Below are 13,571 nucleotides of genomic sequence, written 5' to 3' on the forward strand. Positions count from 1 at the left end.
ATGATCAGACTATCCAACCTCACTTTACAGCGTGGTCCGCAGCGCTTGCTAGAAGGCGCCGAGATGACCCTGCACACCGGTCACAAGGCCGGCCTGATCGGCGCCAACGGTGCCGGAAAATCCAGCCTGTTCGCCTTGCTGCGCGGTGAGCTGTCACCTGATGCCGGCGATTGCCAGCTGCCCGGTGACTGGCGCATCGCCCACATGCGCCAGGAGGTCGACACCCTCGACCGCCTGGCCGTGGACTATGTGCTCGACGGCGACGCGCGCCTGCGCAAGGTCCAGGCCGAACTGGCCGCGGCCGAGCAGGCCCACGACGGTACCGCCCTGGCGCGCCTGCACATTGAGCTGGATAGCGCCGACGGCTATACCGCCGACGCCCGTGCACGCAAGTTGCTGGCTGGCCTGGGCTTCACCAACGAGCAGATGGACCGCCGCGTCGGCGACTTCTCCGGTGGCTGGCGGATGCGCCTGAACCTGGCCCAGGCCCTGATGTGCCCGTCCGACCTGCTGCTGCTCGACGAGCCCACCAACCACCTGGACCTGGACGCTATCCTGTGGCTGGAGGACTGGCTCAAGGGCTACCCCGGCACGCTGTTGCTGATCTCCCACGACCGCGACTTCCTCGACGCTGTGGTCGACCATGTGCTGCACGTCGAGCAGCGCAAGCTGAACCTGTACAAGGGTGGCTACACCGCCTTTGAGCGCACCCGTGCCGAGCGCCTGGCGCAACAGCAGCAGGCCTACGAGAAGCAACAGGCCCAGCGTGCGCACATGGAAAAGTACATTGCCCGCTTCAAGGCCCAGGCCACCAAGGCCCGCCAGGCACAGAGCCGGATCAAGGCCCTGGAACGCATGGAGGAGCTGTCGGCGGCGCATGTCGATTCGCCGTTCGACTTCGTCTTCCGCGAGTCGCAGAAAATCTCCAGCCCGCTGCTGAGCCTGTCCGAGGGCCGCCTGGGTTACGGTGACAAGGCCATCCTCGACAAGGTCAAGCTGCAGCTCACCCCGGGTGCGCGCATTGGCCTGCTCGGCCCCAACGGTGCCGGCAAGTCGACCCTGATCAAGAACCTCGCGGGCGAGCTTGAACCACTGTCGGGTCGCCTGGTGCGCGGCGAGAACCTGGCGGTGGGCTACTTTGCCCAGCACCAGCTGGACTCGCTGGACGACAAGGCCAGCCCGTTGCTGCACCTGCAGCGCATCGCCCCCACCGAGCGCGAGCAGACCCTGCGCGATTTCCTGGGTGGCTTCGACTTCCATGGCGACCGTGTCGACGAGCCGGTGGTGAACTTCTCCGGTGGTGAAAAAGCTCGCCTGGCACTGGCACTGATCGCCTGGGAACGGCCGAACCTGCTGCTGCTCGACGAACCGACCAACCACCTCGACCTGGAAATGCGCCTGGCGCTGACCATGGCCTTGCAGGAGTTTGCCGGTGCCGTGGTGGTGGTGTCGCACGACCGTCACCTGCTCAAGAGCACTACCGACGACTTCCTGCTGGTGGCCGACGGCAAGGTCGACACCTTCGATGGTGACCTGGACGACTACAGCCGCTGGCTGGTCGAGTACCGCCAACGCAGTGCGCCGGCCAGTACCGCCCCGGCCAACCCGGACAAGACCGACAAGAAAGCCCAGCGCCAGGCTGCCGCAGCCTTGCGCCAGCAACTGGCCCCGCACAAGAAGGCCGCCGACAAGCTGGAAACCGAGCTCAACCAGGTGCACGCGCAACTGGCCGAGATCGAGACCGGGCTGGGGGATAGTGGCCTCTACGACGCGTCGCGCAAGGACGAATTGCGTGACCTGCTGGCGCGCCAGACCAAGCTCAAGCAGCGCGAGGGCGAACTGGAAGAGGCCTGGATGGAAGCGCTGGAAACCCTCGAAAGCATGCAGGCCGAGCTCGAGGCGTTGTCCTGATGGAGGAACTGCGTTCGCTGCTGCCAGGGCAATGGATGGACACCTTCTGGCTGGGCTTGCAGATCCTGTTGATCCTGGTGGCGGCCTTTGTCCTGCAGCGCATCGTCGCGCGCGGGTTGAGCCGCCTGGGCCAGCGTTACCCGTTGCCGCCGGAGCTGCTGGTGCCGGTGCGTGGTGGCCTGCGCTGGCTGATCATGGGCAGTGCGTTGCTGTTCGTGCTGGAGCGCCTGGGTGTATCGGCGACCGTGCTGTGGACAGCACTGTCCGGCTTCGTCGCGGTGGCGGCGGTGGCCTTCTTCGCCATGTGGAGCGTGCTGTCCAACCTGCTGTGCGCGGTGCTCATCTTCACCGTCGGGCCGTTTCGCATCGGTGACGTGGTCGAGCTGGTCGACACCCTGGACAAGCCGGGCGTGAAAGGCCGGGTGATTGCCATCAACCTGCTGTTCACCACCCTGATGGAAATGCCCGAGGCGGGTGGGGCGCTGGTGCAGGTGCCCAACAGCCAGTTCTTCCAGAAGTCGGTACGGCGCTGGCGCGGGGCTGAGGTGCAGTCCATGCACAAAGAGTCGCCTGTCGAGGGTGACTGAACCTGCACCGGCCTCTTCGCGGGTAAACCCGCTCCCACAGGTATTGCGCTGTCCTCAAGGGCTGTGAAACTCCTGTGGGAGCGGGTTCACCCGCGAAGAGGCCAGCACAGGCAATACAAATCCTTCAGAAATCGCTGGTTATTTTTTCACCAACACCTTAGCTTAACGATTTGCAACATATGTTCGAGCGAGGTGTGTGATGTCGATGGAAGTGTGGTTGGGCTTCTTTGCCGCCTGTTGGGTGATCAGCCTTTCACCCGGTGCCGGGGCGATTGCCTCGATGTCCAGCGGCCTGCAATACGGCTTCTGGCGTGGTTACTGGAACGCCCTGGGCCTGCAACTGGGCCTGATCATGCAAATCGCCATCATTGCCGCCGGCGTCGGTGCCGTCCTGGCCGCCTCGGCCACGGCCTTCCAGGTCATCAAATGGTTCGGTGTCGCCTACCTCATCTACCTGGCCTACAAGCAGTGGCGTGCCCTGCCCATGGACATGAGCGATGAATCCGCCGTGCGCCCGATCGGTAAACCGCTGAGCCTGGTGTTCCGTGGCTTCCTGGTCAACGTCAGCAACCCGAAGGCGCTGGTGTTCATGCTGGCGGTGCTGCCGCAGTTCATCAACCCGCATCAACCGCTGTTACCACAGTATGTGGCGATCACCGTGACCATGGTCACCGTGGATATGCTGGTGATGGCGGGGTACACCGGATTGGCTGCGCGGGTGTTGCGCTTGCTGCGTACGCCCAAGCAGCAGAAGCGTTTGAACCGGACGTTTGCCGGGTTGTTCATTGGTGCTGCTACCTTCCTGGCGACTCTGCGCCGCGCGCCAGTCTGACAGATCGTATGTAGGCCATTCGCGGGCTTGCCCGCGAATGGGCCACCTCTATTTCTGCTTGTCCACCATCCCCTTGAGCAAATCCACCGGCAGCGGAAACACGATGGTCGAGCTCTTGTCCCCGGCAATCGCCCCCAGCGTCTGCATGTAGCGCAACTGCATCGCCCCCGGCTCCTTGCTCAGCATCTGCGCCGCCTGCATCAGCTTTTCCGACGCCTGCAACTCACCCTCGGCATGGATCACCTTGGCCCGTCGTTCACGCTCGGCCTCGGCCTGGCGGGCAATGGCGCGCACCATCGATTCGTTGAGGTCGACGTGCTTGATCTCCACGTTGGCCACCTTGATGCCCCAGGCATCGGTCTGTGCATCCAGCACCTGGCGAATGTCCGAGTTCAGCTGCTCGCGTTCGGCCAGCAGTTCATCCAGTTCGTGCTTGCCGAGCACCGCACGCAGTGTGGTCTGGGCCAACTGGCTGGTTGCCACGAGAAAGTCCTCGACCTGAATGATCGCCTTCTGCGGATCAAGCACGCGGAAGTACAGCACGGCGTTGACCTTGACCGAGACGTTGTCGCGGGTGATCACATCCTGCGGCGGTACATCCAGCACCACGGTGCGCAGGTCGACCCGAACCATTTGCTGGATCACCGGGATCAACAGGATCAGCCCCGGCCCCTTCACCTGCCAGAAGCGCCCCAGCTGGAATACCACGCCGCGCTCGTATTCGCGCAGGATGCGGAACGCCGACAGCAACAGCATCGCCAGCACGATCAGCACCGCGCCGAAGCCCAATTGCATGAACATGGTCATTCTCCTTGCGCCGCGGGCGCGGCGGCGCTCACTTCCAGCATGACGCCATGGCGCGCGGTCACCCGCACGTTCTGGCCCGCTTGCAGTGGCGTTGCACACTGCGCCTGCCATTGCTCGCCCTGGGCCAGCACAAAGCCACAGAACGGGTTGCCCGCCATGACCTGGGTGACGGTGACCAGGCTGCCGACCAGACCGGCGTCACCGCTGACCAGCGCCCGTCGACGGGCCTTGAGGGCCATGCCCAGCACACCGCCGATCAGCAGCGCCGAGAACACCGCGAGGGTGCCGATCAGGGCCAGCGGGATGCCGAAACCGGGGGCATCGGTATCGATCAGGATCAGCGCGCCGACCACGAAGGCGACGATACCGCCGAAACCGACCACACCGAAACTGGGCAGGAAGGCTTCGGCGATCATGAAGGCGATGCCGAGCAATATCAGCGCCACCCCGGCGAAACTCACCGGCAACAACTGCAGGGCATATAGCGCCAGTAACAGACAGATGCCGCCCACCACACCCCCTACCGTCGAGCCGGGGTTCATGAACTCGAACAGCAGGCCGTACACGCCGATCATGATCAGGATCAGCGCCACGCTGGGGTTGGTGATGACCGCCAGCACGCGCGTGCGCCAGTCCGGCAGGTGCTCGACCAGGATGGCGCCGGCGGTCTGCAGCTGCTGGGGCTGGCCAGCGACAGTGAGCGTTTTGCCATCGAGCTTGCGCAGCAGGTCGGGCAGGTCGTCGGCCACCTGGTCGATCACGTCAAGCCGCAGGGCCTCGCTGGCGGACAGGCTGACCGCCTCGCGCACGGCCTTTTCCGCCCAGTCGGCATTGCGCCCGCGCAGCTGCGCCAGGCCACGAATGTAGGCCGCCGCATCGTTGACCTGCTTGCGCGCGAGGGTTTCGTTATCGCTGCCTTTGGCCTTGTCGTCCTTGGGCGTGCCTGGCGGGGCGCCGATCTGCACGGGCGTGGCGGCACCCAGGTTGGTACCGGGTGCCATGGCTGCAATATGGCTGGCGTAGAGGATATAAGTGCCGGCGCTGGCGGCGCGGGCCCCGCTGGGGGCGACGAAGGTGGCGACCGGCACGGGGCTGGCGAGAATCGCCTTGATCATCTGGCGCATGGCGCTGTCCAGCCCGCCCGGGGTGTCCATGCGGATAACCACCAGTTGTGCGCCCTGTGCCTGTGCCTGGCCGAGGCTGCGTACCAGGTAGTCGGCGCTGGCCGGGCCGATGGCGTCATCGATGCCCAGCACCCAGACTGCACCGGGCGCTGCCAGGCCGCCTGGCGTAATGCCAAGCAGCAACACCAGCAACAGCCAGCGCCAGCAGCGGGCGATCACCTGTCGTCACCTCGTTTGCCTCTATTGCACAAGTTTAGCCCTGCCTGCTGGTACCCGGCCTAAAATTGGAAATTGGGGGGCGAAACCGGAGGTGCATCATGCGTATGGCAAAGACCCTGCAGGATCGCCTGGACAAGGCCAACTGCGACTACGACATCATTCCCCATCCACATTCGGCTACCAGCCTGGAGTCGGCCCGTACGGCCGGCGTACCCGCCGAGCGGGTCGCCAAGTCGGTGATGCTCGATGACCGTCATGGCAACTACATCATGGCCGTGCTACCGGCCAACCGGCATCTGGACATGACCAAGGTGCGCATGTCCGGGGCCTGGCAACTGACCCGTGAAAGCGGCCTGCCGAGCCTGTTCGGCGACTGCGAGCGCGGTGCCGTACCGGCCCTTGGCGATGCCTACCAGATAAAAATGCTGGTCGACCCGAGCCTGACCCGTCAGGGCGATGTCTACCTGGAAGCGGGTGACCACGATCACCTGATCCACATGAGCATGGAGCAGTACATGAAACTGGTGCCGCACGCCGAAGTGCGCGAGCTGTGCTGATGTTTTCACACCAATGCCGGGCGGGCGTCGTGGACGGCTTGCCTGGCTCTCAGGAGGAACCATGGAAGCGCCGATCCATCCGTTTGCCGAGCTGTTCAAACAACTGGGCCTGCCTGACGATGCGGTAAGCATCGATCAGTTCATCGCCAGCCACTCGCCACTTAAGAACGACATCAAGCTGGTGGATGCGCCGTTCTGGAACGCTTCCCAGCGCGAGTTTCTCAAGGACAGCATCAACGAGGACGCCGACTGGGCGGAGCCGTTCGATCAACTCAACGAAGCGTTGCGTCGCCCTCGAAAATAAAGCGCCGAGTGGCACCTGACGAGTGATTGGCCGTTGCTATGCTCAGGAAAACAAGAGGGGATAGCGCGATGAAAGATCCCTACGCACCAGGGTTCTGGTGCTCCGTGACGATCCTGGGCACCCTGACGGCCAGTTATTTCTATGGCATCAGGCAGACGCAACAGATGACCCAGGCGGTGCATTTCCTGTATGCCGCTGCCGCTGTCACTGTGGCGGTTGCACTGGTGGCGCTGGCCTGGATTGCCTGGCAGCAGCTGCACCTGAACAAGCGCGAAGTGGTGCAGGGGCGAACGTTGCTGACCATCTGGAACACCAAAGTCGCGCTGCGCCGCGTCGAGACGGTGTTCGACCGCTATTTCTGGGGCAGCTACTGGCATTCGGGGCGTACCTTCGAAGAGGTCATGGGCGAGCTCAAGGGCACGCCGCTGGAGCAGAGCCTGGATGCCCTGAAACGCCAGTGCCGCTTGCTCGACCGCGAAATTCATGACCACCATCACCATTGGCTGGCCAATGCCCGCGACCTGTCCAGCGTTGCCCAGGCTATGGCCCGTGAACGCTACCAACTGGATCTGGGCGAGCCAACCCGCAGCGGCCATGGCAATACCGCCGTGCTCAACCGGGACCTGGAAGTGCTGGTGTATACCTGGTCGGCGCGCCTGCGCAGTTTCGACCATCAGCTGGACGAGCTGGAGCGCGCCTACCATTGAGGCGTTTCATTCACCGCGGATGTATTGCTCCAGTTGCAGGATCAGGCTGGCCTGTTCGGCGATGGTTTCCTTGACCAGGTCGCCGATCGACAGCAGGCCGAGCAGCTCGCCATTGCTGACCACCGGCAGGTGGCGCAGATGGCGATTGGTCATCAGGTTCATGCAGTACTCGAGGTTCTGCTTTGGTTCCACGGTGACCACCGGCGCACTCATGATTTCGCGCACGGGGGTAGCTGCGGATGAGCGCCCCTTGAGCACCAGTTTGCGCGCATAGTCCCGTTCACTGACGATACCCACCACCTGGTTGCCCTCGACCACGGGCAGCGCACCGACGTTTTTCTCCGCCAGCAGCTTCAGGGCGTCGAGTACCGAGTCATCCGGGCCGATGGTGTACACGGTCTGGTGCTGGGACTTGGTCTTGAGGATCTGTTCGACGGTCTTCATACGGGCCTCTGCGGATGGAAAAAGCGATGTCTCGGAGTAAATAAAGCATCCGGCACGGCGCTCTGCACGGCAATGCAGGAAACGGCATCGAGTCGATTGAAAAACGTCATGACTGATCGCCTGTGTCGGCCTCTTCGCGGCTAAAGCCGTTCCCACATCGAAACCTGTGCGATCCCTGTGGGAGCGGCTTTAGCCGCGAAGAGGCCGGTACAGCCAATCAGAGCTTCGGCATCTGCCCGATCCGCGCCACCATTTCGCTCACCACCTGCAAGTCCAGCATGAACTGTTCCACGGTCTTGAACTCGTTGTCGTTGTGCCCGGTGTACTTCACATCCGGCATGGCCAGGCCGAACTGCACGCCGTTGGGCAGGTCATGTACCGAGGTCGCACCCGCCGAGGTACCGAACTCGTGCTTCATGCCCAGGTTCTCGGTCGCCACGTCAAGCAAGGCCTTGACCCATTCGCCCTCGGGGTTGCGGTACATCGGCTCGTCCAGGCTGTAGTCGAAGGCCACCGAGGTGTGGCTTTGCCGGGTCCATTTGCCCAGCTTGTCGGCCAGTTCGTCCTTGATCGTGGCAATCGGCTTGCCTTTCGGAATGCGCAGGTTCACCGCCAGTTTCAGGCCTTTCTCATCCACCCCGACAAAGGTCAGCGAAGCGGTCAGCGGGCCCATGAACGGGTCCTTGAAGGCCACGCCGAGCTTGTTGCCCAGGTAGTCCAGGCCCCAGTTGTCGGCGGCGTAGCGGGCGGCGTCGGTGAAGTGGTTGTGCTTGAGCGGCACCTGCTGACCCAGGCCGTTGATGAAACCGAGCATGCGCGCCACCGGGTTGACCCCCGACTCCGGCTCCGAAGAGTGGGCGGAAACGCCGGTCACGGTGAGCAACACCTGTTTGCCCTCGGCCTTGGCAGCGATGCTGAAGTCACCGCCATTGCGCTTCACGTAATCGGCGCCGGCCTTTTCCAGCTGGCTGGCCAGCTTCGCCGGGTTGTCGGTGACCAGGGTCGCGACCGAGGTGGTCGGGATCTGGTTGGTGGCCAGGCCGCCGGTCAGGTTGACGATCTCGGCGCCCTTGCCACTGGCCTGGCGCTTGCTGAAACTCGCCATGATCGTGCCGTAGCCTTTCTCGGCGATGACCACCGGGTAGCCGCCATCGAGGGCCAGGTTGTAGTCGGGCGTGGGGTTGCGCTCGAAGTAGTAGGGGATGGCATCACCGCTGGTTTCTTCAGTGGTGTCGATCAGCAGCTTGAACTGGCGGGCCAGCGGCAGGTTCTCGTCCTTGGCCACTTTCAGTGCGTACATCGCCACGACGATGCCGTTCTTGTCGTCTTCGGTGCCACGGCCGTACATGCGGTCGCCGACCAAGGTGACCTTGAACGGGTCCAGGCGCGTGCCATCGGCCAGCTTCCAGTTGTCCGGGTTGACCGGCACCACGTCGGCGTGGGCATGGATGCCGACCACTTCCTTGCCGCTGCCCAGTGAAATCTCGTAGACCCGGTTGTCGATATTGCGGAAAGCCAGGCCGAAGCTGTCGGCCAGGGCCTTGATCTTGTCGGCGATCCTGAGGAATTCGGGGTTCTCGTGCTGCGGCGTGCCTTCGACGTTGAAGGTGGGGATGGCCACCAGTTCACGCAGGGTTTCGCTGGCAGCCTTGCCGTACTTGATGCGGGTATACAGGCCGAGCAGGCGGTTGATCTCGTTCTGCTGCTCGGCGGCCAATGGCTTGCCGGCCAGGTAGGCATCCAGGGTTGCCGCGAGGTTGTCGGCCTTGGCCAGGTCGCTGCCTTTGAGCTTGCCGAGGAACTGCTTGAAGTCGCTTGGGTCGCTGCCGTCGAAGGCTTTGACGATGGCTGCGGACTGCTGCTGGGTAAGGTTGGCCTGTGCCGGCTGGGTGAACAGGCCGATGCTGGCCAGCAGCAGGGTTGTGGCTGTAAGTTTTTTCAGGTGCATGGTTGTGCGCATTCCTTCGCCAATCATTGTTGTGGGTTACCCGTCGGGAAACGGGAAGACGCCCACGCTAACACCAATGACCGGTGGTACGGGAGTGCCAGAAACGCGACATGTCGCACAAACGAAAAAGCCCCGGGCACAGGCCCAGGGCTTTTTGATATGGCGCACTCGGCGGGATTCGAACCCACGACCCCTGCCTTCGGAGGGCAGTACTCTATCCAGCTGAGCTACGAGTGCAACGCGCACGCATGATACCCATCTGATCCGATGGCGTCCATCGCCTTGATCTGTAGCCGTTTTTACCTGCCGACCGAGTTGGCCATGCCGTTCGGTTCAAAGTGCGATCAGCTCTGGCCGCAGGCCTTCCACCCGGCGCGCTGGCAACGGCAGGTAGCCCCCGTCGCCGGTAATCTGGTGCAGCACCTTCTCGCGCAGCCCGTGCAGTGCCACGCCCGTACGCAACCGTGGGTGTGGCAGATCTATCTCGATGACCGACTTGATCCTGCCAGGACGTGGCTCCAGCACCACAACCCGATCAGCCAGATATGTCGCCTCCTCGGCATCGTGGGTCACCAGCAACGTTGTGATACCTGCCCGTTCGCGAATGGCCAGCAGCTCGTCCTGCAGTTGCTGGCGGGTCAGTGCATCCAGCGCGCCGAACGGCTCGTCGAGCAGCAGGATCCGCGGGCTGGCTACCAGGCCTCGGGCAATCGCCACGCGCTGGGCCATGCCGCCGGACAGCTGGTGTGGGTAGGCCGACTCGAAGCCGACCAGCCCCACGAGTTGCACGAACTCGTGTACCCGCCGCGCGCGTTCACCCTGGGTTAGCGGTTCGTTGACCAGGCCCAGGGCAATGTTCTGTTCCACGCTCAGCCAGGGGAATAGCCGGTGTTCCTGAAACACGATGCCGCGTTCGCTACCAATGCCGCTGACAGTGTGGCCGTCGACACGGATGTTGCCGCTGTAGTCGGTATCCAGCCCTACCAGCAGGCGCAACAGGGTGGACTTGCCACAGCCGGAAGCGCCGACGATGGCGATGAATTCGCCTTGGTTGATCGACAGGTTGAAGTTGCGGATGGCTTCCAGCGGCTGGCCATCGACGCTGAACACTTTGCCGACCCCCTCGAAGCTGACCAGGGGTGGGGTGGCATCGGGCTGGTTGGCCGCGTGCAGGTGCGAGGTGTTGAAGGCGTTCATGCGGTTCTCCAGCGCGTGGCGCGTGATTCGAGGCGTTGTCCAAGGGTGCCGAGCAGGGCGCCGACCAGGCCGATCAACAGCATGGCGGCCATTACCTGGTCCATGCGGAACAGTTGCTGGGCGCCGATCATCAGGCTGGCGATGCCGCCGTCCGAGGGCATGAAGTATTCGGCGCCGATGGTGCCCAGCCAGGCGTAGATCAGCGACAGGCGCAGGCCCGCAAAAATGGCCGGGGCTGCGCCGGGCAGCACCAGCAGGCGCAGGCGTTGCCACAGGTTCAGGCGCAGGGTGCGCGCGGCTTCACCCAGCTGCGGCGAGAGGCTGGCGATGCCGCGCAGGGTGGCGATCAGCAAGGGGAAGAACGCAGCCATGCCGACGAATACCAGCTTGGCCCCTTCACCCAGGCCGAACCAGGCCGTGAGCAGCGGCACCCAGGCAAACAGCGCCACCTGACGCAATGCCGACAGGCTGGGCCCGAAGATACGTTCGGCATTGGCCGAAAGCCCCAACAGCAAACCGACCAGCAAGCCAGCGCTACCGCCCAGCAGCAAGCCGGCCAAAGCGCGCTGCAGGCTCAGCAGCAAGGCTTGCGGCAGCGAACCATCGGCCAGGCCGGTCAGCAGAGTACGCAACACTTCAAGTGGCGAGGTCAGGATGTTGCTGTCGACCCAGCCAAAGCTGCTGCTGGCCTGCCACAGGGCCAACAGTGCCAGTGGCAGCAGCAGGCTTTGCCAACCCCGCGGCACGGGGCCACGGTGCTGCTCCCCTGTGGCCGCTTGCGGCCAGTACAGCAGGCGCTTTTCCAGGGCCGAGAAGCCGTGCTCCAGCAGTGCGCCGACCAGGCCGATCACCAGGATGCACAGCAGCACCAGGTCGAGCATGAACAGCTGTCGTCCCCAGACCATCAGGTAGCCAATCCCTTCGCTGGAGGCCAGCAGTTCGACCGCCAGTAGTGAGGTCCAGCCGGTGGCCAGGGCCAGGCGTACGCCGGTGAGGAAGGCGGGCAGGGCAGCCGGCAGCAGCAGGCGCAGGAACAGCAGATGGCGAGGCAGGCGCAGCACCGCAGCGGCCTCTCGCAGCTTGGGCTGGGCATCCCGTACACCGACCAGCGTGTGCAAGGTAACGGGGACCACCACGGCTTTCACCAGCACCACCAGCTTGAGCAACTCGCCGATCCCGAAGAACAGCATGAACAACGGGATCCAGGCCAGGGTAGGAATCTGTGCCAGCGCCACGAAGGTCGGCAGCACCAGCGTCTGCGCCCGCCGCGAAGCACCCAGCCAGACCCCCAGCAGCAACCCGCTGCCGATGCCGACCGCCAGCCCCCAGAACAACCGCTGCAAGCTTATCCACAGGTGCCCCCACAGCTCGCCGGAACCAAACTCCACCGCGCTCTGCCATACCAATGCTGGCGCCGGCAGAATCTGCTCGCTCATCCAGTGCTCCCGGCTGGCCACTACCCACAGCAGCGCAACCAGCACAGGCAAGACCCAGGGCAACAAGCGGGCGCGATCCTTGTGGGAGCGGCCTTGCGTCGCGAAAGGGTCGCGTAGCGACCCCCGGAGCCATCCCCGACCTCTGCTCAGAATTCCATTCATCGGCCATCTCTCGAAGCCTTGTTAGATTATTCATTTAGGGAATTAAAAATTCCAAAAAATGACTTTCAAGAGATAAGAGCATGCGCTTCATGCATACGGAAGCCTCTCGCCGTTGCGTTTTCCTCATATTTTCCATGCATTTTCCGCAAGCCAGCCGCAGGCCCGCATGCCGCCTGATTTATGCCTTCCAGTTACTGAAGAATGAAGTTTTGATCTTTGTAGGTTCTAACCAGACCTGCCTAGCTTCTGGCCAAAGCGCCGGCCATCGCCGGTGGCAGCCTGCCAAGGAGCCTTGCCATGAAAACCCCGCTGCGCCACCTGATCACCGCCCTCGGGCTGGCCTTCACCCTCAGCGCCCACGCGGCTGAACCGGCCAAGCCCGCAAGCATCCGCATCGCCGTGCCCGACCTCAGCGCGGGCAGCAAGCCCAGCGCCGGTGGCGTGGTCGACGTGCTGCGTGACCAGCAACTGCTGGAGAAGGAGTTCGCCAAGGACGGCATTCGCATCGACTGGCACTTCTTCAAGGGCGCCGGGCCGGTGGTGAACGAAGCGTTGGCCAACGGCCAGGCCGATTTCGCCTACCTCGGCGACCTGGCCGCCATCGTCGGCAAGGCCAACGGCCTGGACACCCGCGTGCTGTCGGCGGGCGTACGTGGGGTGAAGAGCTACCTGGGCGTGGTGCCCGGTTCCGGCATCAAGACCCTGCACGACCTCAAGGGCAAGCGCGTGGCGGTGTTCCGTGGCACCGCCAACCAGCTGTCGTTCGCCAGCGCCCTGGCCAGCCAGGGGCTTAGCGAGCGCGAGCTGAAGGTGATCAACCTGGACTTCAACGCCGCCAATGCCGCACTGGCCGCCAAGCAGATCGACGCCACCTGGGGGCTGTCCAACCTGCTGTCGCTACGCGAGCGCGGGCTGGTAGAGCTGCCGGTCAACTCACGTGACCTGGCAGGTGCCGGCAGTACCCAGGCGGTGCTGTTGGGTACTGGCGATTTCATCCGCAAATACCCCGAGCTGGTACAGCGCCTGGTCAATGCCCAGCAACAGGCCAGCGCCTGGCTGCGCGACGAACACAACCGCGAGGCCTACGTCGAGCTGGTGGCCAGCAATGCCAACTGGCCGCGCAGCATCCTCAGCGACGACCTGGCCACGGAAGACCTGGCCCATTACTTCGATCCACGGCTGGACGCCGAATTCGTCGGCCAGTTGCAACAGGGCGTGGACCTGGCCGCCAAGGAGCGCCTGATCCGCCGTGGCTTCCAGGTGGCCGACTGGATCGAACCCCGCTTCCTCGATGCCGCCCTGCAACAGAATCAGGCCGTGCAGGCCGCCCGCTGAA

The 13,571-nt window shown here is 63.8% G+C and carries 13 protein-coding genes and 1 tRNA gene; 7 read left to right on the top strand and 7 right to left on the bottom strand.

Features of this window, described 5'->3' with window-relative positions; all coding sequences use genetic code 11:
* The 3 genes from J5M71_RS14600 to J5M71_RS14610 all read left to right on the top strand — a co-directional run bounded on the left by J5M71_RS14600 (position 1) and on the right by J5M71_RS14610 (position 3,330).
* Positions 1-1,911 carry an ATP-binding cassette domain-containing protein gene (locus J5M71_RS14600; RefSeq protein ID WP_207833068.1) on the top strand — a complete coding sequence of 637 codons (1,911 nt, stop codon included), beginning with the start codon at positions 1-3 and terminating at the stop codon, positions 1,909-1,911.
* Complete coding sequence (locus tag J5M71_RS14605) at positions 1,911-2,498, top strand: mechanosensitive ion channel family protein (RefSeq protein WP_207833070.1); 588 nt, start codon at positions 1,911-1,913, stop codon at positions 2,496-2,498. Before J5M71_RS14600 ends, J5M71_RS14605 begins: the two co-directional genes overlap by 1 nt.
* A 199-nt stretch (positions 2,499-2,697) precedes the next feature.
* Positions 2,698-3,330: a LysE family transporter gene (locus J5M71_RS14610; protein WP_207833073.1), complete on the top strand. Its 633-nt coding sequence runs from the start codon at positions 2,698-2,700 to the stop codon at positions 3,328-3,330.
* 48 nt (positions 3,331-3,378) lie between these two features.
* Here J5M71_RS14610 and J5M71_RS14615 read toward each other — a convergent pair whose 3' ends face one another.
* Both J5M71_RS14615 and J5M71_RS14620 read right to left on the bottom strand, forming a co-directional pair.
* On the bottom strand, positions 3,379-4,131 hold the full coding sequence (locus tag J5M71_RS14615) for a slipin family protein (protein WP_063914403.1): 753 nt from the start codon (positions 4,129-4,131) through the stop codon (positions 3,379-3,381).
* Positions 4,132-4,133: 2 nt separating this feature from the next.
* Positions 4,134-5,480: a nodulation protein NfeD gene (locus tag J5M71_RS14620; protein ID WP_207833074.1), complete on the bottom strand. Its 1,347-nt coding sequence runs from the start codon at positions 5,478-5,480 to the stop codon at positions 4,134-4,136.
* Between the two features lie 98 nt (positions 5,481-5,578).
* On the opposite strand from J5M71_RS14620, the gene J5M71_RS14625 reads away from it, so the two are divergent.
* The 3 genes from J5M71_RS14625 (at position 5,579) to J5M71_RS14635 (ending at position 7,048) form a co-directional block, all read left to right on the top strand.
* A complete protein-coding gene (locus J5M71_RS14625) occupies positions 5,579-6,037 on the top strand; it encodes a YbaK/EbsC family protein (RefSeq protein ID WP_015268554.1) in 459 nt (152 codons plus the stop codon).
* 61 nt (positions 6,038-6,098) lie between these two features.
* Entirely contained in the window at positions 6,099-6,341 is a 243-nt protein-coding gene (locus J5M71_RS14630) for a DUF2789 domain-containing protein (protein ID WP_063914405.1), read from the top strand.
* A gap of 68 nt (positions 6,342-6,409) precedes the next feature.
* The gene (locus tag J5M71_RS14635) at positions 6,410-7,048 is read left to right on the top strand and encodes an NADH:ubiquinone oxidoreductase subunit N (RefSeq protein ID WP_207833076.1); all 639 of its coding nucleotides are present in this window, start codon (positions 6,410-6,412) and stop codon (positions 7,046-7,048) included.
* Between the two features lie 6 nt (positions 7,049-7,054).
* On the opposite strand, the gene J5M71_RS14640 is transcribed toward J5M71_RS14635, so the two are convergent.
* The 5 genes from J5M71_RS14640 to J5M71_RS14660 all read right to left on the bottom strand — a co-directional run bounded on the left by J5M71_RS14640 (position 7,055) and on the right by J5M71_RS14660 (position 12,235).
* Positions 7,055-7,492, bottom strand: coding sequence for a CBS domain-containing protein (locus J5M71_RS14640; protein ID WP_063914407.1), 438 nt, complete (start codon positions 7,490-7,492; stop codon positions 7,055-7,057).
* A gap of 217 nt (positions 7,493-7,709) precedes the next feature.
* Positions 7,710-9,440: a dipeptidase gene (locus J5M71_RS14645; protein ID WP_207833078.1), complete on the bottom strand. Its 1,731-nt coding sequence runs from the start codon at positions 9,438-9,440 to the stop codon at positions 7,710-7,712.
* Between the two features lie 160 nt (positions 9,441-9,600).
* A tRNA-Arg gene (locus J5M71_RS14650) sits at positions 9,601-9,677 on the bottom strand.
* Between the two features lie 96 nt (positions 9,678-9,773).
* Positions 9,774-10,637, bottom strand: coding sequence for an ABC transporter ATP-binding protein (locus J5M71_RS14655; RefSeq protein ID WP_207833080.1), 864 nt, complete (start codon positions 10,635-10,637; stop codon positions 9,774-9,776).
* On the bottom strand, positions 10,634-12,235 hold the full coding sequence (locus J5M71_RS14660; RefSeq protein ID WP_279382368.1) for an ABC transporter permease: 1,602 nt from the start codon (positions 12,233-12,235) through the stop codon (positions 10,634-10,636). The genes J5M71_RS14655 and J5M71_RS14660 overlap by 4 nt, the downstream gene beginning before the upstream one ends.
* Positions 12,236-12,532: 297 nt before the next feature.
* Here J5M71_RS14660 and J5M71_RS14665 point away from each other — a divergent pair, with 297 nt between their 5' ends.
* Positions 12,533-13,570 (top strand): ABC transporter substrate-binding protein, encoded by a 1,038-nt coding sequence (locus J5M71_RS14665; protein ID WP_207833082.1) that lies wholly within the window; start codon positions 12,533-12,535, stop codon positions 13,568-13,570.
* Position 13,571 lies beyond the last annotated feature (1 nt).

The sequence above is a fragment of the Pseudomonas sp. 43(2021) genome, assembly GCF_017490805.1.
In the GTDB taxonomy this organism is placed as follows: domain Bacteria; phylum Pseudomonadota; class Gammaproteobacteria; order Pseudomonadales; family Pseudomonadaceae; genus Aquipseudomonas.